23 protein-coding genes and 2 other annotated features are annotated in these 26407 nt (G+C 42.7%); all 23 genes read left to right on the top strand.

Features of this window, described 5'->3' with window-relative positions; all coding sequences use genetic code 11:
• The first annotated feature begins 10 nt into the window (after positions 1-10).
• The 23 genes from ACFPOH_RS03670 to rpoC all read left to right on the top strand — a co-directional run bounded on the left by ACFPOH_RS03670 (position 11) and on the right by rpoC (position 26260).
• Positions 11-565 carry a UvrB/UvrC motif-containing protein gene (locus tag ACFPOH_RS03670; RefSeq protein WP_342470827.1) on the top strand — a complete coding sequence of 185 codons (555 nt, stop codon included), beginning with the start codon at positions 11-13 and terminating at the stop codon, positions 563-565.
• Entirely contained in the window at positions 562-1662 is a 1101-nt protein-coding gene (locus tag ACFPOH_RS03665) for a protein arginine kinase (protein ID WP_342470828.1), read from the top strand. The genes ACFPOH_RS03670 and ACFPOH_RS03665 overlap by 4 nt, the downstream gene beginning before the upstream one ends.
• Complete coding sequence (locus ACFPOH_RS03660; protein ID WP_342470829.1) at positions 1652-4090, top strand: ATP-dependent Clp protease ATP-binding subunit; 2439 nt, start codon at positions 1652-1654, stop codon at positions 4088-4090. Before ACFPOH_RS03665 ends, ACFPOH_RS03660 begins: the two co-directional genes overlap by 11 nt.
• 156 nt (positions 4091-4246) lie before the next feature.
• A complete protein-coding gene (gene radA, locus ACFPOH_RS03655; RefSeq protein ID WP_390308856.1) occupies positions 4247-5617 on the top strand; it encodes a DNA repair protein RadA in 1371 nt (456 codons plus the stop codon).
• A gap of 202 nt (positions 5618-5819) precedes the next feature.
• Entirely contained in the window at positions 5820-6911 is a 1092-nt protein-coding gene (locus ACFPOH_RS03650; RefSeq protein ID WP_342470832.1) for a PIN/TRAM domain-containing protein, read from the top strand.
• A 30-nt stretch (positions 6912-6941) separates the two neighbouring features.
• Positions 6942-7640, top strand: coding sequence for a 2-C-methyl-D-erythritol 4-phosphate cytidylyltransferase (gene ispD / locus ACFPOH_RS03645; protein ID WP_390308855.1), 699 nt, complete (start codon positions 6942-6944; stop codon positions 7638-7640).
• Positions 7641-7822: 182 nt separating this feature from the next.
• Positions 7823-8302 carry a 2-C-methyl-D-erythritol 2,4-cyclodiphosphate synthase gene (ispF, locus tag ACFPOH_RS03640; RefSeq protein ID WP_342470834.1) on the top strand — a complete coding sequence of 160 codons (480 nt, stop codon included), beginning with the start codon at positions 7823-7825 and terminating at the stop codon, positions 8300-8302.
• Between the two features lie 191 nt (positions 8303-8493).
• The gene (gltX, locus tag ACFPOH_RS03635; protein WP_390308854.1) at positions 8494-9954 is read left to right on the top strand and encodes a glutamate--tRNA ligase; all 1461 of its coding nucleotides are present in this window, start codon (positions 8494-8496) and stop codon (positions 9952-9954) included.
• A gap of 44 nt (positions 9955-9998) precedes the next feature.
• Positions 9999-10215: a binding site (T-box leader), on the top strand.
• A gap of 164 nt (positions 10216-10379) precedes the next feature.
• Complete coding sequence (gene cysS, locus ACFPOH_RS03630) at positions 10380-11783, top strand: cysteine--tRNA ligase (protein ID WP_342580642.1); 1404 nt, start codon at positions 10380-10382, stop codon at positions 11781-11783.
• Position 11784: 1 nt separating this feature from the next.
• Complete coding sequence (locus ACFPOH_RS03625; protein WP_342470838.1) at positions 11785-12198, top strand: Mini-ribonuclease 3; 414 nt, start codon at positions 11785-11787, stop codon at positions 12196-12198.
• Complete coding sequence (rlmB, locus tag ACFPOH_RS03620; protein ID WP_342470839.1) at positions 12195-12944, top strand: 23S rRNA (guanosine(2251)-2'-O)-methyltransferase RlmB; 750 nt, start codon at positions 12195-12197, stop codon at positions 12942-12944. Before ACFPOH_RS03625 ends, rlmB begins: the two co-directional genes overlap by 4 nt.
• A 2-nt stretch (positions 12945-12946) precedes the next feature.
• Positions 12947-13459 (top strand): NYN domain-containing protein, encoded by a 513-nt coding sequence (locus tag ACFPOH_RS03615; protein WP_342470840.1) that lies wholly within the window; start codon positions 12947-12949, stop codon positions 13457-13459.
• 70 nt (positions 13460-13529) lie between these two features.
• Positions 13530-14177 (top strand): RNA polymerase sporulation sigma factor SigH, encoded by a 648-nt coding sequence (gene sigH / locus ACFPOH_RS03610; RefSeq protein ID WP_342470841.1) that lies wholly within the window; start codon positions 13530-13532, stop codon positions 14175-14177.
• An 81-nt stretch (positions 14178-14258) separates the two neighbouring features.
• A complete protein-coding gene (gene rpmG / locus ACFPOH_RS03605; RefSeq protein WP_342470842.1) occupies positions 14259-14402 on the top strand; it encodes a 50S ribosomal protein L33 in 144 nt (47 codons plus the stop codon).
• Between the two features lie 44 nt (positions 14403-14446).
• The gene (gene secE / locus ACFPOH_RS03600; RefSeq protein WP_342470843.1) at positions 14447-14632 is read left to right on the top strand and encodes a preprotein translocase subunit SecE; all 186 of its coding nucleotides are present in this window, start codon (positions 14447-14449) and stop codon (positions 14630-14632) included.
• 156 nt (positions 14633-14788) lie between these two features.
• The gene (nusG, locus tag ACFPOH_RS03595) at positions 14789-15325 is read left to right on the top strand and encodes a transcription termination/antitermination protein NusG (protein WP_342470844.1); all 537 of its coding nucleotides are present in this window, start codon (positions 14789-14791) and stop codon (positions 15323-15325) included.
• 246 nt (positions 15326-15571) lie between these two features.
• Positions 15572-15997, top strand: coding sequence for a 50S ribosomal protein L11 (rplK, locus tag ACFPOH_RS03590; RefSeq protein ID WP_208651246.1), 426 nt, complete (start codon positions 15572-15574; stop codon positions 15995-15997).
• A gap of 108 nt (positions 15998-16105) precedes the next feature.
• Positions 16106-16804: a 50S ribosomal protein L1 gene (rplA, locus tag ACFPOH_RS03585; RefSeq protein ID WP_342470845.1), complete on the top strand. Its 699-nt coding sequence runs from the start codon at positions 16106-16108 to the stop codon at positions 16802-16804.
• Between the two features lie 71 nt (positions 16805-16875).
• Positions 16876-17013: a sequence feature (ribosomal protein L10 leader region), on the top strand.
• Positions 17014-17044: 31 nt separating this feature from the next.
• On the top strand, positions 17045-17545 hold the full coding sequence (rplJ, locus tag ACFPOH_RS03580; protein WP_342470846.1) for a 50S ribosomal protein L10: 501 nt from the start codon (positions 17045-17047) through the stop codon (positions 17543-17545).
• A gap of 72 nt (positions 17546-17617) precedes the next feature.
• Positions 17618-17983 carry a 50S ribosomal protein L7/L12 gene (rplL, locus tag ACFPOH_RS03575; protein ID WP_390308852.1) on the top strand — a complete coding sequence of 122 codons (366 nt, stop codon included), beginning with the start codon at positions 17618-17620 and terminating at the stop codon, positions 17981-17983.
• A gap of 88 nt (positions 17984-18071) precedes the next feature.
• Positions 18072-18671: a class I SAM-dependent methyltransferase gene (locus ACFPOH_RS03570; protein ID WP_342470848.1), complete on the top strand. Its 600-nt coding sequence runs from the start codon at positions 18072-18074 to the stop codon at positions 18669-18671.
• Between the two features lie 244 nt (positions 18672-18915).
• Positions 18916-22476 (top strand): DNA-directed RNA polymerase subunit beta, encoded by a 3561-nt coding sequence (rpoB, locus tag ACFPOH_RS03565; RefSeq protein ID WP_342470849.1) that lies wholly within the window; start codon positions 18916-18918, stop codon positions 22474-22476.
• 94 nt (positions 22477-22570) lie between these two features.
• A complete protein-coding gene (gene rpoC, locus ACFPOH_RS03560) occupies positions 22571-26260 on the top strand; it encodes a DNA-directed RNA polymerase subunit beta' (protein ID WP_342580639.1) in 3690 nt (1229 codons plus the stop codon).
• The last annotated feature ends 147 nt before the right edge of the window (positions 26261-26407 follow it).

Raw genomic sequence — 26407 nt, 5'->3', positions numbered from 1 at the left:
GTGGTAGGTCATGCTTTGTGAACACTGTAAGCAACGGAAAGCAACGGTTACAGTCACACAAATCATCAATGGACATAAAAGCGAGAAACATTATTGCGAAGTATGTGCCGCACAATTTCATCCATTCAGCCTGGATTTTCCCAAAGAAGAACAATTCCCGATCCATCAATTGCTTTCGAACTGGTTCGGCATGCCTCTCTGGAAAAACGATTTGCAGGAAAGAACTGTTCAGCCTTCCGTGCAAACGGTCGCATGCCCCGCTTGTGGATTTACTTTCCGCAAGTTTTTAAACGAAGGAAAATTAGGCTGCCCGCAATGTTATGAAACCTTTAGCGAAAAACTTCCTCAAGTACTTGAAAAATTCCAGGCCGGAACGAAACATACAGGAAAAAGACCAGGACAAAAAGTGGATAACAACCGCATTTTGAAAAAACAGATCGAACATGCCCGTGAGCAGCTGCAATTGGCGATCCAAGACGAACGTTTTGAGGATGCGGCAAAATTCAGGGATGAAATCAAGGAATTGGAACGTAAGCTGGAAATGGGAGGTGTGGATACACCATGAATCTTGAATATTTCTTAAAAGCGGAGGCGCCAAGTTGGATGGGAACTGATGGTGCGGAAGATGACATTGTGATTTCCACACGCATCCGGTTGGCAAGAAATTTGGAGGGTTTCCGTTTTCCGATCATCTTTTCAGATGAAGAAGCGAAAACAATCGATCAAATGGTGACGCAGGCGTTTTACCAATTGAAAGATAACAATCATGATTTTTCCCATTTCACAATACAGGAAATGCCTGTACTGCAACGCCAAGTGCTCGTGGAAAAACATCTGATCAGTCCAATGCTTGCAAAAAGGGAAAAGTTTGCATCCGTCATCATTTCGCAGGATGAAGCCATCAGCGTCATGGTCAACGAAGAAGACCATTTAAGAATCCAATGCTTATCCCCTGGACTTAAGCTCATGGAAACTTATGAAATGGCAAATAAATTGGATAGTCAACTTGAAAAATTATTGCCGTTTGCTTTCCATAATGAATTCGGCTATTTAACAAGCTGCCCAACCAATGTAGGTACAGGGATGAGAGCATCCGTCATGATGCATTTGCCTGGACTTTCCATGACGAAACAGATCAAAGCATTGACCCAAATGCTTGCCCGCTTTGGCATGGTCGTGCGAGGCATCTACGGTGAAGGCAGCGAAAACTTGGGAAACATGTATCAAATTTCAAATCAAGTGACTCTCGGCAAGTCGGAAGATGAAATTGTCGATGATTTGCAAACAGTCGTGACACAAATTATTGAACAGGAACGAAACGCAAGACAAACTCTTTTGGCACAATCCAGAGTCGCTTTGGAAGACCGCATTCACCGGGCTTATGGAACTTTGAAACATGCGCGGATCATGACAAGCGAAGAAGCGGCGACATGTTTATCCAATGTCCGGTTAGGTGTTGATTTAGGAATCATTAAAGATGTTTCAAAGCATATTTTAAATGAGTGTACGATTCTTATTCAACCGGGGTTTGTACAACAATATGCAGGCACTACCTTGGAACCGGCTGAACGGGATGTATATAGAGCAAAACTGATACGCGAAAAATTAAACAGTGGTAATTCAAAACCTAGAGGAAAAGGAGAGGAAAGATATGATGTTTAATCGATTCACTCAACGCGCCCAAAAAGTGTTGCAGTTGGCACAAGAAGAAGCGATCCGTTGGAAACATGAATCCATCGGCACAGAGCACATCTTGCTTGGGCTTATCCGGGAAGGCGGAGGCATCGCAGCAAAAGCTTTGGAAGCCATCGATGTAACGCCGGAAATGATTGAACGGGGCATCGAAGAATTAGTCGGAAAAGGAACGAAAGATGTAGGGCCAATTGTTCACTATACACCTAGAGCGAAAAAAGTCATTGAACTCGCCGTTGATGAATCGCGGAAATTGGGCCATGCTTACATCGGCACAGAACATATCCTGCTTGCATTGATTCGCGAAGGCGAAGGTGTTGCCGCGAGAGTGCTTGCAAACGCTGGTGTGAGTCTCAATAAAGCCCGCCAACAAGTTCTATTGCTTTTGGGCAACAATGATGTTTCCCAAAACGCCAATCCGACTCAAACAGTCAGCACACCAACGCTGGACAGCTTAGCCCGGGATTTGACTGCTATTGCCCGTGAAGGCGGCCTTGATCCAGTGATTGGACGAAGCAAAGAGATCACACGTGTGATCGAAGTGCTTTCACGCCGTACAAAAAACAACCCTGTGTTGATTGGTGAACCGGGTGTAGGTAAGACAGCCATTGCAGAAGGACTTGCCCAGCAAATCGTCAATAACGAAGTGCCTGAAACATTGCGTGATAAACGCGTGATGACGCTTGATATGGGTACGGTTGTAGCAGGTACAAAATATCGTGGTGAATTCGAAGACCGCTTGAAAAAAGTGATGGATGAAATTCGCCAAGCAGGTAACATCATTCTGTTCATCGACGAATTGCACACATTGATTGGAGCAGGTGGTGCGGAAGGTGCGATTGACGCTTCCAACATTTTAAAACCGGCCCTTGCCCGCGGAGAATTGCAATGCATTGGTGCCACAACATTGGATGAATATCGAAAATACATTGAAAAAGATGCCGCTTTGGAACGCCGTTTCCAACCAATTCAAGTCGATGAACCGACAGTGGAAGAAACAATCCAGATCATCAAAGGTTTGCGTGACCGTTATGAAGCGCATCACCGTGTAAAAATTACAGATGAAGCGATTGAAGCGGCGGCAAAATTATCCGATCGTTACATTTCAGACCGTTTCTTGCCGGACAAAGCCATTGACTTGATTGATGAAGCGGGATCAAAAGTGCGTTTACGCTCATTCACAGTGCCACCAAATCTAAAAGCTCTCGAAGATAAATTGGAACATGTGCGCAATGAGAAAAACGCAGCCGTTTCAAGCCAGGAGTTTGAAAAAGCGGCAGCATTGCGCGATACAGAACAAAAAATTAAAGAAGAACTCGAGCAATTGAAAAAATCATGGAAAGAAAAACAAGGCAAAGAAGAATCCAAAGTGACAGTGGAAGATATTGCCGAAGTCGTTTCCATGTGGACGGGAATTCCGGTAAACAAAATTGCTCAAGAAGAGTCTGAAAAACTGCTTAACTTGGAAGAAGAATTGCATAAACGCGTTGTCGGCCAACATGAAGCGGTTGAGGCAATCTCCAGAGCGATCCGCCGTGCACGTGCAGGACTTAAAGATCCAAAACGTCCAATTGGTACATTCATCTTCTTAGGGCCAACTGGCGTAGGGAAAACAGAACTTGCAAAAGCATTGGCAGAAGTGATGTTTGGAGATGAAGATGCAATGATCCGCATCGACATGTCCGAATATATGGAAAAACACTCCACTTCCCGCCTTGTTGGTTCACCTCCAGGATATGTAGGATTTGAAGAAGGCGGCCAATTAACGGAAAAAGTGCGCCGAAAACCATACTCTGTCGTGCTTTTGGACGAAATTGAAAAAGCCCATCCAGATGTATTCAATATCTTATTGCAAGTGCTCGATGATGGACGCTTAACGGATTCAAAAGGACGCACAGTGGATTTCCGCAACACGGTTGTTATTATGACATCCAACATCGGTGCGGAAGCCTTAAAATATCAAAAAAGCTTAGGATTCGGCGTAGGAGAAAAAGACAGCAAATATAAAGATATGAAATCTACTATGATGGAAGAATTGAAAAAAGCCTTCCGTCCAGAGTTCCTAAACCGTATTGATGAAATCATTGTGTTCAAACCGTTGGAAAAAGATCAATTAAAACAAATCGTATCCTTGATGGCAAAATCTTTGGTGAAACGATTAAAAGATCAGGATATCGATTTGGAATTAACGGATGCCGCTTTAGAGAAAATCGCGGAAGAAGGATACGATCCTCAATACGGTGCCCGTCCAATCCGCCGTGCTTTACAGAAAAATGTTGAGGACCGTTTATCCGAAGAGTTGTTGAAAGGCACTATTTCGAAAAATAGCAAAGTCGTCTTTGACTACGTGGATGGCGCGTTTGTCGTAAGAGAAAAAGATACTGTTGAAAGTGCATAAAATTTTATAAACGAAGCTGTCCGCAAGCCAACTGCGATTGACTTGCGGCACAGCTTATTTTAATACATATGAAAATCAATAATAATGACATTTGGTGCAGATGTTAAGCCGTCTTTGTTATCATCGCCGTACTAATAAGAATAATAGGAGGAACCAATGGCCAAAAAGAAAACAAAATTTTGCTGTCAAAGCTGCGGCTATGAATCGCCGAAATGGTTGGGAAGATGCCCTGGATGCGGGGAATGGAACAGCTTTGTGGAAGAAATAGAAGTCATTTCAAAATCCCGTGGAGTGTTTCAGCATTCAGAAGCCTCCAGTCAGAAAGCCGTACCGATTGTCAGCATTGAAACGCAGGAAGAACAAAGATTTGAAACGAGCATGGTGGAACTGAACCGGGTACTTGGGGGCGGCATTGTGCCAGGTTCTCTTGTGCTCATTGGCGGAGACCCGGGAATCGGAAAATCCACCCTTCTTATGCAGCTATCGGCGGATTTATCCAACAGGGGACATCGCGTGCTTTACGTATCCGGGGAAGAATCGCTGAAACAAACGAGACTCCGGGCATCAAGACTCGGCGTACAATCAAAGGAATTATTCATCTATGCGGAAACGGATCTGGAACTGATTCGTCATAGTATTGAGGAAGTACAACCCCGGTTTATCATTGTGGACTCCATCCAAACGGTTCATCATCCGGAAGTCACAAGCGCTCCCGGCAGCGTATCCCAGGTGAGAGAATGTACTTCGGAGCTTATGAGAATCGCAAAAACGAAGGGCATCGCAACTTTCCTGGTCGGGCATGTAACGAAAGAAGGGCAAATTGCAGGTCCGAGAATATTGGAGCATATGGTGGATACGGTTCTTTACTTTGAAGGGGAGAGACATCACACGTACCGGATTTTAAGAAGCCATAAGAACCGATTTGGCTCCACAAATGAAATTGCCATTTTCGAGATGATTCACTCCGGTTTAAAAGAAGTATTAAATCCTTCTGAACTCTTTTTGGAAGAACGTTCACAAGGTGCTGCAGGCTCTACGGTGGTGGCTTCCATGGAAGGGACAAGGCCGATTTTGGTTGAAATCCAATCGTTGGTAACGCCGACAAGTTTCAACTATCCAAAACGGATGGCGACAGGCGTGGATCAAAACCGGGTTCAATTATTGATGGCCGTTTTGGAAAAAAGAATGGGAATGCTTTTGCAAGCCCAAGACGCATACGTGAAAGTGGCAGGCGGGGTAAAATTGGATGAACCGGCCATTGACTTGGCTGTTCTTACATCGATTGTTTCCAGTTACAAAAATCAGCCTGTGAATGTCACGGATGTGTTCATTGGGGAAGTGGGGCTTACTGGAGAAGTAAGACGGGTATCCCGTATAGAGCAGCGGGTTTATGAAGCTGCAAGACTTGGTTTTAAACGTGTATTCATCCCGGCTTCCAATCTGGGAGGATGGGAAAATCCAAAAGAAATTGAAGTGATCGGTGTTCAAACAATCAATGAAGCGGTGAAACTTTGTTTTGGCAATTGAGGGAATTTTACCATGTTTTGAGAAAAATGGGCATTTTTTCTTCAGGAATTGGAAAAAAATAAAGAAGAAGTTGATTTAATTTGCGAAAAAAAGGTAAAAAAGTCCAAAAAATGCGATGAAGCGTTCTTACAAATCGCAAAGGATTCATGAACCATGTATAATTATCAGTAAGATAATATATCAGAAAAAAGGAGGTGGCAGGATGCTGAAGAGAATCATTCAAATTGCGTTTCTGTTTATTGGTGGTGCTTTGGGTTTTGTCTTTTTACCGCCATTATACGAAATTATTAATTTATCATCTAGTCCATGGTTAAATAATCCATACACATCGGTAGCAATAGGGGCGTTATTGTTATTTCTTCTTTCGTTTTCATTATCAGACTATTGCGTGAAATTTATCAACTGGATGGAAGAGGTGCTTTTTAAAATTCCGGCAGCGGACTTATTCTTTGGTACTCTAGGGTTGATTATCGGTTTAATTGTAGCATATTTTGTGGGATTTGCGATTGAACGAATTAACATTCCGGTTATTACCGATTTCTTGCCGATTATTTTATCCATCATTCTGGGATATTTGGGATTTAGAGTCGGCTTTAAAAAAAGGGACGAACTTTCACAACTATTTACAAAATCAGGAGTCGGTGCGAAAAAGAAAGCCGGAGAAGCCGGCCAGCCCGGATCTGAAAAAACGTTATATAAACTGCTGGATACAAGCGTTATCATCGACGGCCGCATTGCGGATATTGCGACTACAGGATTTATTGAAGGGGTATTGGTGGTGCCGCAATTCGTTTTGACGGAATTGCAGCATATTGCGGATTCCAGCGATACGTTGAAACGCACCCGTGGACGCCGGGGGCTTGATATGTTGAAAAAATTGCAGGACGGAAAATCGGTAAATGTGATTATTTCAGAAGAGGACTTTGATGATATCCAAGAAGTTGATTTAAAATTAGTGCGGCTGGCGAAAAAAATGGGCGCGAAAATTTTAACGAACGATTTTAATTTAAATAAAGTGTGCGAACTTCATCATGTACAAGTATTGAATATCAATGAACTGGCAAACGCGGTGAAACCTGTTGTCATCCCCGGGGAAGATATGCAGGTTGTTGTCATCAAAGATGGAAAGGAACAAAATCAAGGAGTCGCCTATTTGGACGATGGCACAATGATTGTTGTTGAAGGTGGCCGTAATTATATCGGCCAAGCAATAACGGTTACGGTGACAAGCGTATTGCAAACATCCGCCGGTCGCATGATTTTTGCAAAACCGAAAGACGAACAAGTAGCATAAAAACACGCAACAATTGTAGGAGTTGAGCTTGTGGGTTATGAAGTGGTGTTGCCGGCAGCCGGCAGCGGAAAACGGATGGGGGCAGGAAAAAACAAATTATTTTTGCCATTGGCCAATAAGCCGATTTTGATCCATACTCTCGAAGTCTTTGAAAAGGATCCAAAATGCACAGGGATCTACTTGGCGGTTAAGCCGGAAGAAAGAGAATATATTCAAAACTTATTGAATGAATACGGTATTACTAAGGTAAAGGGGTTGCCGAATGGAGGGGAAGAACGCCAACATTCCGTTCATGCATGTTTAAAAGTCATGAAGGATGTGGAAATCGTTCTTGTCCATGATGCCGCAAGACCCTTTATACTTCAGTCGGTGATTGACCGTTTAGTGGAAACGGCTTATGAAAAAGGGGCTGCCATTGCGGGAGTCCGCGCAAAGGATACGATGAAAAAAGTGCGGGACGGCATCATCGTTGAAACGGTGGAGCGGGATGACTTATGGGCCATCCAGACGCCGCAAGCTTTCCGTTTCGAACTGTTGCTTCATGCAGAGGATGTCGCAGAAAAAGTGGGTTTTTTAGGAACGGACGAAGCGATGCTTGTGGAACGTCTCGGCTATGAAATTCACATCGTCGAAAGCAGCTATGAAAATATTAAAATTACCACAAAAGAGGACTTGGTCTTTGGTGAAGCGATATTAAGAAACCGGCAGCTGAAAACCTCACAAATCTGATCGATTCGTGAGGTCTTTTCTTGTTTAATGATCTAAAAGGATTGTTTGGGAAAAATGCTTACAATCCATACAAATGGGAAATATGTTAATATATGAAGTGGTCATTTGGATTCAGATATTATAGTAAAGGATGGTGAACGCTGCATAATAGACAGAAAGCGTCTAGTACATGCAGCTGATATATGTTTCGGGTTGGACAAGGATTTGACGTTCATGCATTTCAAGAAGGGCGTCCGCTGATTATCGGCGGTATAGAAATCCCCCATACAAAAGGGCTTTTAGGGCATTCCGATGCAGATGTACTATTACACGCGATTACAGATGCGGCCCTTGGAGCGATTGGTGAAGGGGATATCGGCCGCCATTTTCCGGACACAGATCCGCAATATAAAGATGCGGACTCAGCAAAATTATTGGAATATATCTGGAAAATCGTTGAGGAAAAAGGGTATGTTCTTGGAAATGTGGACTGTACGATTATGGCACAAAGACCAAAGATGGCTCCGTATATTGAACAAATGAAAAACCGGATCGCTCAATTATTACATGCGGAACCTTCCCAAGTGAACGTGAAAGCGACGACAACGGAAAAACTGGGTTTTGTTGGACGGGAAGAAGGCATTGCAGCGCTTGCGACCATTTTATTGATCAAAAAACAGTAGTACTTACATGTAAGGAAAAATCATTACGTTTCAGAAATGACAAAATTTCTTTCCTACCATCAACTTTTCAATGCTGCACTGGAGTGGTAAAATGTACAAAAGTCGAGGGAAGCATTGGAAATAGTAAGATTTTAGCAATGTAATAACGAAAAACACAGTTTGTCAACTGCACAACTTAGGAGGAAAATAAGATGGCAAAAGAAGTTCGTGTTCGGTATGCACCAAGTCCTACCGGTCATTTACATATCGGTGGAGCACGCACAGCGTTATTCAACTATTTATTTGCAAAACATTACAACGGAACATTTGTTGTGCGCATTGAGGATACGGATATAGAGCGCAATGTAGAAGGCGGTGAAGCATCCCAGCTTGACAATTTGAGATGGTTGGGCATTATTCCTGATGAATCCGTTGATATTGGTGGACCTTATGCACCTTACCGCCAAACAGAGAGATTGGATATTTATAAAAAACATGCGGAAGAGTTGTTGGAACGCGGTTTGGCTTATAAATGCTTCTGTACGCCCGAAGAATTGGAAGCTTCAAGGGAAGCGCAAAGAGCAAAAGGTATTGCGGCTCCAACATATGACGGTAAATGCCGCCATTTGACGAAAGAAGAAATCGCGGAAAAAGAAGCGCAAGGAATTCCATATACAATCCGCTTCAAAGTGCCTGAAAATGTCACTTATAAATTCAATGATATGGTGCGCGGAGAAGTATCGTTTGAATCAAAAGATATCGGCGATTGGGTCATTATGAAAGCGAACGGAATCCCTACCTATAACTTTGCGGTTGTACTTGATGATCATTATATGGATATCACGCATGTATTCCGTGGCGAAGAGCATTTATCAAACACACCGAAACAAATGATGATTTTTGATGCGTTCGGTTGGGAATATCCGGAATTTGGCCATTTGACGATCATTGTGAATGAAAATCATAAGAAATTATCAAAACGTGACGAATCCATTATTCAATTCATCTCTCAATATAAAGAGCTGGGATATTTGCCTGAAGCGATGTTCAACTTCTTCGCATTGCTCGGTTGGTCTCCGGAAGGGGAAGAAGAAATCTTTACGAAAGAACAGCTTATTGAAATGTTTGATGAGAAACGTTTATCCAAATCACCTTCCATGTTTGACCGGAATAAACTAACATGGATGAATAACCAATACATCAAAAAATTGACTTTGGAAGAAGTGGTGGAACTGGCGCTTCCTCACTTGCAAAAAGCGGGGCTGCTTCCTGAAGAGTTGAATGAAGAACAAAAAGAATGGGCGACAAAATTGATCGGCTTGTATCATAATCAAATGAGCTATGGCGCAGAGATTGTGGAACTATCAAGCCTATTCTTTAAAGACGAAGTGGAATATGATGAAGAAGCGCAAGAGGTATTAGGTTGGGAGCACATCAAAGAAGTGGTTTCATCATTCAAACAGCAATTGGAGTCCTTGGAAACATTCGATGCCCCTTCCATTAAAGCGGCGCTTAAAGCGGTGCAAAAAGAGACAGGATATAAAGGGAAAAACTTGTTTATGCCAATCCGGGTGGTGACAACCGGCCAAACTCATGGACCGGACTTGGCTAGTACGATTGAGTTGGTTGGTAAAGAAAAAGTGTTGGCCCGTTTAGAAAAATTGGCAAACTAAGATGTTCTTAATGAATGGTGCGAATGGTCGATAATTAAATAAAAGCGAAAGCGTTGAAAAGGAGAAGTACGTAAAATATGTTTGAAAGAGAGGGTCACCATTGGCTGAAAGTGACCTAAACCTCTGTTTTACGGAAATGCACCTTTGAGCACTTGGCTGAAATGGAGTAGGCAAGTCGGCTGGTCACCGTTACAGGCCGCAGAGTGGAAAGCGTTTATGCTTTCAATCAGAGTGGAACCGCGCGACTTTGGCGTCTCTGTCATAGAAATATGATGGAGGCGTTTTTTATTTAAATAATCCAAAACCAATGTTTTGATTTATTGGCTTCTTTCATAGAAAAGATGGTAATTTAAAAATAGGAGAAAAATGCACGGAAAATTCGATGATTCAACAAACAAATGGAATTTTGTAAAGGAGAGACTGGCATGGCAATTCAAATTTACAATACGTTGACACGGAAAAAAGAACCTTTTGTTCCTCTCGAAGAAGGAAAGGTGAAAATGTACGTATGCGGTCCGACCGTTTATAACTATATACACATCGGAAATGCCCGTCCGGCAATCGTGTATGATACAGTGCGGAGATACTTGCAATATAAAGGGTATGATGTGAAATACGTTTCAAACTTTACGGATGTGGACGACAAAATCATCAAGGCGGCCAATGAATTGGGAGAAGAGGTTTCAGGGCTTACGGAACGATTCATTAAAGCTTATTTTGAAGATATTACGGCTCTCGGCTGCAAGAAGGCGGATGTGCATCCCCGGGTAACGGAGCATATGAACGATATCATCGAATTTATAAAAGTATTGGTTGATAAAGGATATGCTTACGAGTCCCAAGGAGATGTCTATTTCCGCACACGTAAATTTGAAGACTATGGAAAGCTCAGCCATCAATCTATTGATGATTTAAAAGTGGGTGCCCGCATTGAACCGGGTGAAAAGAAAGAAGACCCGCTGGATTTTGCCCTTTGGAAAGCGGCAAAACCTGGGGAAATCTTTTGGGAGAGCCCTTGGGGAAAAGGGCGGCCTGGTTGGCATATCGAATGCTCTGTGATGGCCCGGGCGCATTTGGGCGATACCATTGACATCCATGCTGGAGGGCAAGATTTGACTTTCCCGCATCATGAAAACGAAATTGCCCAATCAGAAAGTTATACCGGAAAAACTTTCGCCCGTTATTGGATGCATAATGGGTATATTAATATCGACAATGAAAAAATGTCAAAATCCTTGGGGAACTTTGTATTGGTCCATGATATTATCCAAAAAATCGATCCGCAGGTATTGAGATTTTTCATGTTGTCCGTTCATTATCGCCATCCAATCAATTTCTCGGAAGAATTGATCGAATCGGCGCGCAGCGGGTTGGAACGCTTGCGCACAGCGTACTTGAACCTGCAGCATCGTTTGCAATCGACGACAAACCTTGCTGATGAGAGCGAAGAGTATTTAGAAAAAATTGATGAATTGAAAAAAGAATTTGAAAAGGAAATGGATGACGATTTCAATACGGCCAACGCAATCAGTGTTTTATTTGAACTGGCCCGTACGGCAAACACGTATTTGAACGAAATCAATACCGATGAAAAGGTGTTGAAAGCATTTATCGAAACTTTTGATGTGCTTAGTGAAGTATTGGGAATTAAACTGGCCCAAGAGACGGAAATTTTGGATGAAGACATTGAGAAATTAATCGAAGAGCGGAACATAGCAAGAAAAAACCGGGATTTCAAACGTGCGGATGAAATCCGGGATCAATTATTGAAGATGAACATCATTTTGGAAGATACGCGTCAAGGTACCCGTTGGAAACGAGGTTCATAATATGGCTCCATTAGTAGATGTCAATCAAATGAACGCGCTTGCCCTGGCCTATATGGGGGATGCGGTGTTGGAGGTGCGCATCAGGGAACATTTGCTGTTGAGCGGACGGATGAAGCCGAATACGCTGCACCACGAAGCGACAAAATATGTTTCCGCCAAAGCCCAATCCATGATTGTGCACCGCATGATCGAAGAACATTTTTTGACGGATGAAGAGCTGGCCATTTTTAGAAGGGGCCGCAATGCAAAGTCCGGCACCGTTCCGAAAAATACGGATGTCCAAACGTATCGCAACAGTTCAGGATTTGAAGCAATTCTGGGTTCTCTTTACTTAACGAAACAATATGAACGCATCGATAAGATTATTGATTACGCCATACAAATTGTGGAGGAAACGAAAGGAGTCGCGAAATGAGCGGGAATGGAGAGATTATTGCTGGAAAGAACCCGGTATTGGAAGCACTTCGTTCAGGCCGCGAAATGAACAAAATTTGGATTAGTGAAGGCGTGAAAAAATCGGGAATCAAAGAAGTGCTCGATTTGGCCCGTGAGCGCGGAGTATTTGTACAATTTGTTCCAAAGAAAAAAATCGATCAACTGTCAAACGCCAATCATCAGGGAATCGTCGCTTCCGTTGCTGCATACAAGTATGCGGAACTTGATGATTTATTTCAAGTGGCGAAAGAAAGAAATGAAGATCCATTTTTCATCATTTTAGATGAGTTGGAAGATCCCCATAATCTCGGTTCGATTATGAGAACTGCCGATGCGATCGGGGTTCATGGTATAATAATACCAAAAAGGCGTTCTGTAGGTCTTACAGCAACGGTGGCGAAAGCTTCAACCGGAGCAATTGAACATGTGCCCGTTTGCAGAGTGAACAACTTGGCGCAAACGGTGGATGAATTAAAAGAAAGAGGACTTTGGATTGCAGGGACAGACGCAAAGGGCAGCATCGATTACCGGAACATGGATGCTGCCTTGCCCCTGGCTATCATCATTGGAAGTGAAGGGAAAGGAATGAGCCGGCTTTTGAAGGAAAAATGCGATTTCCTCTATTCGTTGCCAATGGTCGGCCATGTCAATTCATTGAATGCTTCTGTCGCTGCGGCATTGTTGATGTATGAAGTGTACCGAAAACGGCAAGAAGTGAATGGTTAGTTATGGAAAACATTTTGATCGTTGATGGATACAATATGATCGGCGCTTGGAAAACGTTGCGCGCTTTAAAAGACACCAATTTGGAGGAAGCGAGGAACCGTTTGATCGAGCTTTTGGCCGAATTTCAAGCGGTGATGGGCTGGCGCGTCATTGTCGTCTTTGATGCTTATCACGTTTCGGGAGCCGAAAAGTCATATGTTCAAAATTCGGTGGAAGTCATATTTACGAAAAAGAATGAGACCGCCGATGAACGGATTGAAAAGTTATCCAATGAACTCAAGGGAAGAAAAGTCCAAATCTATGTGGCTACTTCCGACATGACGGAACAAAACGTCATTTTCGGAAATGGCGCGCTGAGAAAATCGGCCCGCGAATTGGAAATCGAGATGGAGATCATCCAATCAAATATATCAAAAAAAGTGGAAACATCGCAGAAAGAAAAACCGAAATCTAGAATCCCCTTATCGAAAGAAGTAGAGTTAGCCTTTGAGAAATGGAGAAGAGGTTTAAAATAACTCATTGACCTGTATTTTCCAACTCATTTATACTGTTCCTAATACGATTTATACGTCTGGGGTGAGGCCGTTGCTAAAAACAGAGCAATCGCAAACAGCACAATCCTTTGAAGAGATGACGGATGAACAACTTGTTGAACTGGTGCACCAAGGGAATACAGAGGCGTTGGATTTTTTGATTAATAAATATCGGGTGTTCGTAAAAGCGAAGGCGCGTTCTTATTTTTTGATTGGAGCGGATAAGGAAGACATCGTCCAAGAGGGGATGATTGGTTTATATAAAGCTGTCAGGGATTTTAAAGAGGATAAGCTGACATCCTTTAAAGCCTTTGCGGAATTATGTATTACGCGCCAAATTATTACAGCGATAAAAACGGCAACGCGTCAGAAACATATTCCGCTCAATTCTTATGTTTCGCTCGACAAACCCATTTATGATGAGGAGTCGGATCGGACGCTATTGGATGTCATCACAGGTGCGGAGTCGGAAAATCCGGAGCATCTGATGATCAACCGTGAAGAATATTCCCATTTGGAAGAAAAAATCAGCGAAATATTAAGCGAACTTGAACAACAAGTCCTTTCATTATATTTGGATGGACAATCCTACAATGAAATCTCCGAAGAATTAAACCGGCATGTCAAGTCGATTGATAATGCCTTGCAAAGGGTGAAACGGAAATTGGAGCGCCATTTGGAAAATGGGGAAATTATTTGAAACTCTGTTCGCAATTATTGACAGCGAGTTTTTTTGGTGTTAGTCTTTAAAAGATAAAATGCCAGAATAGAGGTTATTCCTGTGGCAAAGAAAATCGTTTTATGCTGTGAAGAGTGTGGTTCGCGGAATTACACTTACCCTGAAAAAGAGAACGCAACTAGAATAGTGCTCAAAAAGTATTGTCCACGCTGCAATCGACACACGTTGCACAAACAAACGCGCTAGTTGATATAGAGAATATAGATGAGTTATTCGGAGGTTACGCGAGAATGGGCAAAATCAAGAAATTTCTGCAAGAAGTCATGTCAGAAATGCGTAAGACAAGCTGGCCAAAGAGCAAGGAGCTTACAAAATATACAATCGTTGTAGTAACGACAGTCATTTTTGTAGCCCTCTATTTTGTGCTGGTGGATTTGGGGATTTCTGAATTGTTCCGCTGGTATTTAAATATATAATGAATCTTTAGCAAGCGATAGCTTAGAAAATAGCCCGTTCCTTATCCTACGGGTTTTTTTCATTTATTTTGTAAATTATAATATTAAACACGGAAAAGCCGTCAGCGGGTATGCGCATTTGTAAAGGAGGGAAGGACGAGGAGTCCGACAGGCATTATGGAAAAACAATGGTATGTAGTTCATACTTATTCTGGTTATGAAAATCGAGTGAAAGCAAATCTCGAAAAGCGTGTAGAAACAATGGGAATGCAGGATCTTATTTTCCGGGTCATTATCCCTGAACACGAAGAAACGGATTTGAAAGACGGAAAAAAACGAACAGTGATGCGTAAAGTATTCCCTGGTTATGTATTGGTTGAGATGATTTTGACGGATGAATCCTGGTATGTTGTCCGCAATACCCCAGGAGTGACAGGATTCATCGGGTCTTCAGGCGGCGGCGCGAAACCGACACCGCTACTTCCGGAAGAAGCGGATCGCTTGCTCCGTTCCATGGGCTTGCACAAAAAAGCGATTGGCGAGTTGGATATTTCGGTCGGCGATTTGGTGGAAGTGTTGGACGGTCCATTCAAGAACTTCAAAGGAAACGTGGAAGAAATCGATGTGGACAAAGGAAAAGTAAAAGTTTCTGTGGACATGTTTGGACGGGAAACAAAAATGGAATTGGATTTTGAACAAGTTCAGAAGGTATAACGGCGCAAAGCGTTCATCCTGACCGGTTTCATGCCGGAAACAGGCTGGAATATCAAATAATTTATCCCTTCGTAACATTTTTGCTTGCTTCATAATAAGAAAAATGGTATCATTTCAAAGGTCAGACTAGTTTTTCAGTCTGAGAAATGAGTTAAAGATATTTTATCGGCATGGCTGATAAATGGATATTTGAGTGGGAGGGGCAACCCAATATACCACATCACGGACTTTAAGGAGGTGTGTCTCGTGGCTAAAAAAGTAATTAAAATCGTTAAACTTCAAATCCCTGCTGGTAAAGCGAATCCGGCTCCACCGGTTGGTCCTGCGTTAGGTCAAGCTGGTGTAAACATCATGGGATTCTGTAAAGAATTTAACGCTCGTACTGCTGATCAAGCAGGTTTGATTATACCTGTTGAAATTACAGTATTCGAAGACCGTTCATTCACTTTCATTACGAAAACTCCACCTGCAGCTGTATTACTTAAAAAAGCAGCAGGCATCGAATCAGGTTCTGGTGAGCCAAATCGTAAAAAAGTTGCAACGGTTAAACGCGATAAAGTTCGCGAAATCGCAGAACTTAAAATGCCTGACTTAAATGCTGCGTCTGTTGAAGCGGCTATGAGAATGGTAGAAGGTACAGCACGAAGCATGGGTATTGAAATCGTTGACTAATCCCTTTTAAATCGTGTTGTGTTTCTGAGGTTGCGCAAGTTCTGTAGAACCCGCAACCTTTATTCGTGGGAGGTAAATTCCGCTAAAACCACAAAGGAGGAAAAAACAATGGCAAAACGTAGCAAAAGAATGCAAGAACTTTTAAAATTAGTTGATCGCACAAAATTGTATCCTGTTGAAGAAGCAATTGCATTAGCTCAAAAAACTAGCAATGTAAAATTCGATGCGACAGTAGAAGTGGCATTCCGCTTAAATATCGACACTCGTAAAAACGATCAACAAATCCGTGGAGCAGTTGTGCTTCCAAACGGAACTGGTAAAACTCAACGCGTGTTAGTGTTTGCGAAAGGCGAAAAAGCGAAAGAAGCCGAAGCTGCAGGAGCAGACTATGTAGGCGATTCAGATTATATCAACAAAATCCAACAAGGTTGGTTCGATTTTGATGTAATCGTAGCTACACCTGATATGATGGGTGAAGTTGGTAAACTTGGTCGTGTATTAGGTCCAAAAGGATTAATGCCAAACCCTAAAACAGGAACAGTAACTTTCGATGTAGCAAAAGCAATCGCAGATATCAAAGCTGGTAAAGTGGAATACCGCGCTGACAAAGCTGGTATCGTTCACGCTCCTATCGGTAAAGTTTCCTTTGATACACAAAAATTGGTTGAAAACTTCTTGGCTGTATTTGATGCAATCCAAAAAGCAAAACCTGCTGCAGCCAAAGGTACTTACATGAAGTCAGTAAACATCACTACTACAATGGGGCCATCCATTAAAGTTGATGCTTCAAGCGTAGTAGTTAACTAATAAATAAAAAAGGATAAAACTATTGACAATTATCCTATCCATGATTATTATGGATGATGTTCTGAATTAAATATAGCGACTCATTTGTACCGTAGACAGTAGGGGTGCATTCGCACTTAAACTTTCCCTACCGAGGTCATAAATCGATTCTTTTGATGATGACGTTTTATGCCTTCGTGTGTCTACACGGAGGCTTTTGTTTTATCGGTATGAATGACCCAATCCACAGGAGGTGTCAAAATGTCTAAAGCAATTGAAGCCAAAAAAGCGCAAGTACAAGAAATCGCGGATAAATTCAAAAACGCTGCTTCAGTAGTGATTGTTGACTACCGCGGTTTGAACGTAGCTCAAGTGACAGAATTGCGTAAACAACTTCGCGAAGCAGGCGTAGATTTCAAAGTGTACAAAAACACTTTAACACGCCGCGCTGTTGAAGAAGTTGGATTAGAAGGACTTAACGATTACTTAACAGGTCCAAATGCGATCGCTTTCTCAAGCGAGGATGTTGTAGCGCCAGCAAAAATTCTTAACAACTTCGCAAAAACTAACGAAGCGCTTGAAATCAAAGCTGGTGTGATCGAAGGTAACATCGCTTCTGTTGAAGAAGTGAAAGCTCTTGCCGACCTTCCATCCCGCGAAGGCTTGCTTTCTATGTTGCTTTCTGTATTGCAAGCTCCAATCCGCAACTTCGCTCTTGCTGCAAAAGCGGTTGCAGAACAAAAAGAAGAACAAGGCGCGTAATGATCGCTTAACCCATTATTTCGAAATCAGGCAAATTGCCTAACAAAATTACCAATATAGGAGGAATAAAGAATGACTAAAGAACAAATTATTGAAGCTATTAAAGAAATGACAGTTCTTGAATTAAATGATTTAGTAAAAGCAATCGAAGAAGAATTCGGTGTAACAGCTGCTGCTCCAGTAGCAGTGGTAGGTGGCGCTGCTGCAGGTGCTGCTGCTGAAGAAAAAACTGAATTTGATGTGGTACTTGCTAACGCTGGCGACCAAAAAATCAAAGTTATCAAAGTTGTACGTGAAATCACTGGCCTTGGCTTAAAAGAAGCTAAAGACTTAGTTGACAGCGCTCCAAAACCACTTAAAGAAGGCGTATCTAAAGAAGAAGCAGAAGAAATCAAAGCTAAACTTGAAGAAGTTGGCGCTTCTATCGAACTTAAGTAATAATCGCTTAAGGATTGTTTATACTAAAAATAAAAAAGCTCGTCGTATTTGGCGAGCTTTTCTTCATTTCTTTAGGGGGGCCGCCGAAATGACTGAACATTATTATTCCAAAAAGCCTCAAGTACAGAGTAATCCGCAGCAATGGCGTTATACGCTTTTGGGACATTCTTTTTTATTTGAAACGGATTCTGGAGTATTCAGCAAAGGCGAAGTAGATTTTGGGTCCCGTTTGTTGATTGAAACATTTGAGATGCCGGACATGGATGGGGCCGTATTGGATGTGGGTTGCGGCTACGGTCCAATCGGGTTGGCGATCGCAAAACAATACCCTGACCGCACAGTGTTCATGATGGACATAAATGAAAGAGCAGTGGAATTGGCGAAAAAGAATGCGGAAATGAACGGAATTCAAAATGTACGTATCTATGAAAGCGATGGAGTTTATATTGATAAAGGGGTCAAAGTTGCAGCCGTTTTAACAAATCCGCCGATTCGTGCGGGCAAAGAAACGGTCTTCAAAATTTATGATGGAGCGTTCCACCATTTGAGCGACGGCGGAGAGCTTTGGGTGGTCATCCAGAAAAAACAAGGCGCACCATCAACGCAGAAGTATTTGGAAGAAAAGTTTCGTTCAGTGGAAGTAGTCGAGAAGAAAAAAGGCTATTGGATTATCAAAGCTGAAAAGTAAATGGAATGACCATAAAATATTGACTTGACAAATTGGCTATGATAACATAATAAAATGCAAAAATATTATTTTTTGGGAGTATGTCCTTTTGTATGCAATGATTTCTAAGTGGGTATACTTGCCGTGGATAAATTAAGTTTAATCGAAAATGAGGTTTTAGAAAAGTCTCGTTTTCTTTTTGTCTTTGGAAAATCATACACCATTTATTTGATTTTGCAAAGACCTATTATCGCTTTATTGAGGGGTGAATAAGTTGACAGGTCAACTAGTTCAGTACGGACGACACCGCCAGCGTAGAAGCTTTGCGCGCATTAAAGAGGTGTTGGAGCTTCCAAATTTGATTGAGATTCAGACATCCTCTTATGACTGGTTCCTTAAAGAAGGATTGCTTGAATTGTTTAAAGAAATTTCTCCAATCGAGGATTTCACAGGTAATCTTTCTCTTGAATTCATCGATTTTTCATTGGGCGAACCAAAATATGATGTCGATGAATGCAAGGAACGTGATGTAACTTATGCTGCTCCATTGCGCGTGAAGGTACGTCTTCATAACAAAGAAACTGATGAAGTAAAAGAACAAGATGTTTTTATGGGTGACTTCCCATTAATGACAGAAACAGGAACATTTATTATCAATGGCGCCGAACGTGTTATCGTATCACAATTGGTACGTTCACCAAGCGTATATTACCATGATAAAACGGACAAAAACGGCAAAAAAGGATTCGGTGCAACAGTCATTCCAAACCGTGGTGCATGGTTGGAATTTGAAACGGACGCAAAAGATATTGTCTATGTCCGCATCGACCGCACTCGTAAATTGCCTGCTACCGTTTTATTAAGAGCGTTAGGATTCGGTTCCGATCAAGAAATCATTGATATTCTCGGTGATAATGAATATTTGCGTAATACGCTTGAAAAAGACAATACAGACAGCACGGAAAAGGCGTTGATCGAAATTTACGAACGCCTTCGTCCAGGCGAACCACCGACTGTTGACAGCGCAAAAAGCTTGCTGTATTCCCGTTTCTTTGATGCGAAACGATATGATTTGGCAGCCGTTGGTCGCTATAAAATGAACAAAAAACTTCATATTAAAAACCGTTTGTTCAATCAAAAAATTGCAGAAACATTGGTCGATCCTGAAACAGGAGAAATCATCGTTGAAAAAGATACAATTATCGACCGACGCACATTGGATAAAATTCTTCCTTACCTGGAAAAAGGTGTCGGATTCCGTACTTTATCCCAAGCAGGTGGTGTATTGGATGGAGACGTTACAGTCCAATCCATTAAGATATATGCTCCTAATGATGAAGACGGTAAAGTCATCAATGTAATTTCCAACGCGAACGTTGAAGAAGAAGTGAAACATTTGACGCCGGCCGATATCATTGCCGCACTATCCTACTTCTTCAACTTGCTGTACGGTGTAGGAAATGTTGACGATATCGACCATTTAGGTAACCGCCGTTTACGCTCTGTTGGTGAGCTGTTGCAAAACCAATTCCGTATTGGATTATCCCGTATGGAACGGGTTGTACGTGAACGCATGTCTATCAACGACACAGCTTCCATCGTACCGCAACAGTTGATCAATATCCGTCCTGTCATTGCCGCGATTAAAGAGTTCTTCGGAAGCTCTCAATTATCGCAATTCATGGATCAAACAAACCCATTGGCAGAATTGACGCATAAACGCCGTCTTTCCGCTTTGGGACCAGGCGGTTTGACAAGAGAACGTGCCGGTATGGAAGTGCGTGACGTTCACTATTCCCACTATGGCCGCATGTGTCCAATTGAAACGCCAGAGGGTCCGAACATCGGATTGATCAACTCGCTATCAACTTATGCGAAAGTGAATAAATTTGGTTTTATCGAAACTCCATACCGCAGAGTCGACCCTGAAACTGGGCGAGTAACAGATCAGATTGATTACTTGACAGCCGATGAGGAAGACAACTATATCGTGGCTCAAGCAAACTCACCATTAAATCCAGACGGTACATTTGCCAAAGAAGAAGTTTTAGGTCGTTTCCGTGGGGACAATACAGTTTTCAAAAGAGAATTGGTTGACTACATGGACGTATCACCTAAACAAGTCGTATCTGCTGCGACAGCATGTATCCCGTTCCTGGAAAACGACGACTCCAACCGTGCGTTGATGGGTGCAAACATGCAGCGTCAAGCAGTGCCTTTAATTCAGCCTGAGGCCCCTTATGTGGGAACAGGAATGGAATATGTAGCTGCCCGTGACTCTGGAGCTGCGGTAGTCAACAAATATGACGGTATCGTGGAACATGTTGAATCCCGTGAAATCCGTGTTCGCCGCATTGAAATCAAAGACGGCAAAGAAGTAAAAGGCGAATTGGATGTTTATAAACTTCAAAAATTCCAACGTTCCAACCACGGTACATGCATCAACCAACGTCCAATCGTGAAAGTTGGAGATCGCGTAAAACCAAAAGATATTTTGGCTGACGGACCTTCCATGGATAAAGGTGAACTCGCTTTAGGCCGCAACGTCCTTGTTGCTTTCATGACTTGGGAAGGTTTCAACTACGAAGACGCGATTATTATGAACGAACGTCTTGTGAAAGACGATGTCTATACTTCCATTCATATTGAAGAATATGAATCTGAAGCCCGTGATACAAAATTGGGACCTGAAGAAATTACACGCGATATTCCAAACGTGGGTGAAGATGCGCTCCGCAATCTTGATGATCGCGGTATTGTCCGCATTGGTGCGGAAGTCCGCGATGGCGATATCCTGGTTGGTAAAGTGACGCCAAAAGGAGTTACTGAACTTACTGCCGAAGAACGTTTGTTACATGCAATTTTCGGTGAAAAAGCCCGTGAAGTCCGTGATACATCATTGCGTGTACCGCACGGTGCTGGAGGAATCGTTCTTGATGTAAAAGTCTTCAACCGCGAAGACGGAGATGAATTGCCACCAGGCGTTAACCAACTCGTGCGTGTTTACATTGTGCAAAAACGGAAAATCCGCGTCGGGGATAAAATGGCCGGACGCCACGGTAACAAAGGGGTTATTTCCCGCATTTTGCCTGAAGAAGATATGCCGTTTTTGCCGGACGGAACTCCGGTTGACATCATGTTGAACCCATTGGGCGTGCCATCTCGTATGAACATCGGACAAGTGTTGGAACTTCACTTAGGTATGGCTGCCCGCAGATTGGGCGAATACATGGCAACGCCTGTATTTGACGGAGCAAACGAAGAAGACGTTTGGAGCACAATGGAAGAAGCGGGATTGGCTCGGGATGGTAAGACAATCCTTTATGATGGACGTACCGGCGAACCATTCGATAACCGGGTATCTGTCGGTATCATGTACATGATTAAATTGGCTCACATGGTTGATGATAAACTTCATGCCCGTTCAACAGGTCCATACTCTCTTGTAACGCAACAACCACTTGGCGGTAAAGCGCAATTCGGTGGGCAACGTTTTGGTGAGATGGAAGTTTGGGCGCTTGAAGCATACGGTGCAGCCTATACACTACAAGAATTGCTAACAATCAAATCTGATGACGTGGTAGGTCGCGTAAAAACATATGAAGCGATTGTAAAAGGAGAAAGCGTTCCGGAACCGGGCGTGCCTGAAAGCTTCAAAGTGTTGATCAAAGAACTTCAATCTCTCGGGTTAGACGTGAAAATGCTCACGGTCGATGAAGAAGAAATTGAATTGAGAGATATGGATGAAGATGATGATCTGCAACCAGCTGATGCTCTCAATATCTTGCCGGCTAAAGAAGAAAAACCTGTTGAAACACAAAAATAATGCATGCGGGCAGGAATTGTCCTGCCCCATTAAAACTTTACGGTTTTGATTAAAATAGGAATGCCAAAAGGACTTATTAAGGGAGGTAGGCTCCTTGGTTGACGTAAATGAATTTGAATTTATGAAAATTGGTTTGGCTTCACCGGATAAAATCCGTTCTTGGTCCTATGGAGAAGTAAAAAAACCTGAAACAATTAACTATCGTACATTAAAACCTGAAAAAGACGGTCTTTTCTGCGAACGCATCTTTGGTCCGACAAAAGACTGGGAATGCCACTGCGGAAAATATAAACGCGTTCGTTATAAAGGTGTCGTTTGTGACCGATGCGGTGTAGAAGTAACACGTGCGAAAGTTCGCCGTGAACGCATGGGACACATTGAACTTGCTGCGCCGGTTTCCCACATCTGGTATTTCAAAGGAATTCCAAGCCGTATGGGCCTCATTCTTGACATGTCGCCTAGAGCTTTGGAAGAAGTTATTTATTTTGCATCTTATGTAGTGATCGATCCAGGTGCCACAACACTTGAAAAGAAACAGTTATTGTCTGAAAAAGAATACCGTGCATATCGTGAAAAATTCGGCAACAGCTTTGAAGCCGGAATGGGAGCGGAAGCAATTAAAAAGCTCCTGGAACAAATTGATTTGGAAGAAGAAGCAAATAAATTAAAAGAAGAATTGAAAACCGCTCAAGGCCAACGCCGTACTCGTGCCATCAAACGCCTTGAAGTCATCGAATCTTTCCGCAGTTCCGGAAACAGACCGGAATGGATGGTGTTGGAAGTTCTTCCGGTTATTCCGCCTGAACTTCGGCCAATGGTGCAACTCGATGGTGGACGATTCGCTACATCCGACTTGAACGATTTATATCGCCGTGTGATTAACCGTAACAATCGTCTAAAACGACTACTTGATTTAGGTGCTCCAAGCATCATCGTCCAAAACGAAAAACGTATGTTGCAAGAAGCGGTGGATGCATTGATTGACAACGGACGCAGAGGCCGTCCTGTAACAGGTCCTGGTAACAGACCATTAAAATCTTTATCCCACATGTTAAAAGGGAAACAAGGCCGTTTCCGCCAAAACTTGCTTGGTAAGCGTGTTGACTACTCAGGACGTTCCGTTATTGTCGTAGGTCCAAACTTGAAAATGTATCAATGCGGTCTGCCAAAAGAAATGGCGATCGAATTGTTCAAACCATTTGTTATGAAAGAGCTTGTTGAAAGAGGATTGGCTCACAATATAAAAAGCGCAAAACGCAAAATTGAGCGCATGCACAATGAAGTATGGGATGTATTGGAAGATGTAATCAAAGAACATCCGGTACTTTTAAACCGTGCCCCAACCCTTCACAGATTGGGAATCCAAGCGTTCGAACCAACGTTGGTTGAAGGCCGTGCGATCCGCTTGCATCCACTTGTATGTACAGCTTATAACGCAGACTTCGACGGTGACCAAATGGCCGTACACGTGCCATTATCAGCGGAAGCTCAAGCGGAAGCGCGTCTCTTAATGCTTGCGGCACAAAACATCCTGAATCCAAAAGACGGTAAGCCAGTTGTAACACCATCCCAAGACATGGTATTAGGAAACTACTATCTAACACTTGAACGTAAAGGCGCCCGTGGAGAAGGTTCCGTATTCTCCAGCCCGGATGAAGTATTGATTGCTTACCAAAACGGAAATGTGCACCTGCACAGCCGGATTGCCGTTAAAGCAGGCTCTCTAAACAACAAAACGTTCACGGAAGAACAAAATAAAAAATTCTTAATCACGACTGTTGGTAAAATCATTTTCAATGAAATTTTGCCAGAATCATTCCCATACATTAACGAACCAACATCTTACAACTTGGAAGTGGCAACACCAGACAAATATTTCGTCGACTTGAAAATTGACGATGAAATGTTGAAAGAACTGGAAGCTTCCGAAGAATACAACCAACTTTCCGAAAAAGAAAAAATCGAATATCAACGGAAAGCGGTATTGAAAAAATATATCGAAGATCAAGAACTCATTACACCTTTCCGTAAAAAATTCTTGGGAAGCATTATCGCGGAAGTGTTCAAACGTTTCCATATCACGGAAACATCCAAAATGCTTGACCGCTTGAAAGACTTAGGATTTAAATATTCAACACGTGCTGGTATTACGGTAAGTATCGCTGATATCCTCGTATTGCCAGAAAAGAAAGAAATCTTGGATAAAGCTCAGAAAAAAGTGGATAAAGTTATGCAACAATTCCGCCGTGGTTTAATCACGGAAGAAGAACGATATGACCGAGTGATTTCAAGTTGGTCTGAAGCGAAAGACGAAATTCAATCTAAATTGATGGACTCCTTGCCAAAATTGAACCCAATCTTCATGATGAGTGACTCCGGTGCCCGTGGTAACGCATCGAACTTTACTCAGCTTGCCGGTATGCGTGGTCTGATGGCCAACCCGGCCGGTCGAATTATCGAACTTCCAATCAAATCTTCCTTCCGTGAAGGTTTGAGCGTATTGGAATACTTCATTTCGACGCACGGTGCCCGTAAAGGTCTTGCCGATACAGCGTTAAAAACAGCGGACTCTGGATATTTGACTCGTCGTCTCGTGGACGTAGCCCAAGACGTAATTATCCGCGAAGAAGATTGCGGTACAGACCGTGGATTAACAATTGGCGCATTAATGGATGGAACAGAAGTCATCGAATCATTGGAAGAACGTATTATTGGACGATACGCGAAGAAAACAGTACGTCATCCTGAAACGGGAGAAGTGCTTGTAGAACGTGACAAACTTATCACACAAGATATCGCTAGAAAAATTGTGGAAGCCGGCATTGAAAAAGTGACAATTCGTTCAGCCTTTACATGCAATACAAGACATGGTGTATGTAAAAAATGCTACGGCATTAACTTGGCGACTGGTGAAGAAGTTGAAGTGGGTGAAGCGGTCGGTATTATTGCAGCCCAATCCATTGGTGAACCAGGTACCCAATTAACGATGCGTACATTCCACACTGGTGGGGTTGCCGGTAACGACATCACGCAAGGTCTTCCACGTATCCAAGAAATCTTTGAAGCCCGCAATCCAAAAGGGCAAGCGATTATTTCTGAAATTCGTGGTATCGTCACAGACATTGAAGAAAGTCGCGATGGTTTAAGAGAAATTACCGTTGTCGGCGAAATTGAAACCCGCAAATATCAAGCGCCGTATAATGCACGCTTGAAAGTAGCGGTTGGAGATGAAGTGGAACCTGGCCAAGTGCTTACAGACGGTTCAATCGATCCAAAACAATTGTTGAAAGTAAAAGACGTGGCCACAGTTCAAGAATATCTGTTAAAAGAAGTTCAAAAAGTATACCGTATGCAAGGGGTGGAAATCGGCGACAAACACATCGAAGTAATGGTTCGCCAAATGCTTCGAAAAGTGCGTGTCATCGAAGCGGGAGATACAGAACTGCTTCCTGGAACGCTTCTTGATGTTCATCAATTTACAGACGCGAACAGAGAAGCGATTATGAGTGGAAAAATTCCTGCAACTTGCCGCCCAGTGATTCTCGGTATTACAAAAGCATCTCTTGAAACAGAATCATTCTTGTCAGCTGCATCCTTCCAAGAAACAACTCGCGTGTTAACGGATGCCGCAATCAAGGGCAAACGGGATCCATTGCTCGGACTCAAGGAAAACGTCATCTTGGGTAAACTTGTCCCAGCAGGTACTGGTATGCAAAGATACCGTCAAATAAAAATCAAAGAAGATCCGGTGGATGCACAGGAAGAAATGACATCCGTCGAATGATCGGCAATGAACGGGCTGTCAAATCCCTAATTTGAGTATCCGGTTATCCAGCGGAAGGCCACTGCCGCTTATAGAGAATAGCGGCGGACAGGATCCTTCTGCTGGATTAACTAAATATAAATAATGTTAGAAATTATTTTTATCACC

The organism is Ureibacillus suwonensis (assembly GCF_042655065.1).
Taxonomy (GTDB): Bacteria; Bacillota; Bacilli; order Bacillales_A; family Planococcaceae; genus Ureibacillus; species Ureibacillus suwonensis.
This window is presented reverse-complemented; position numbering and strand designations above follow the sequence as displayed.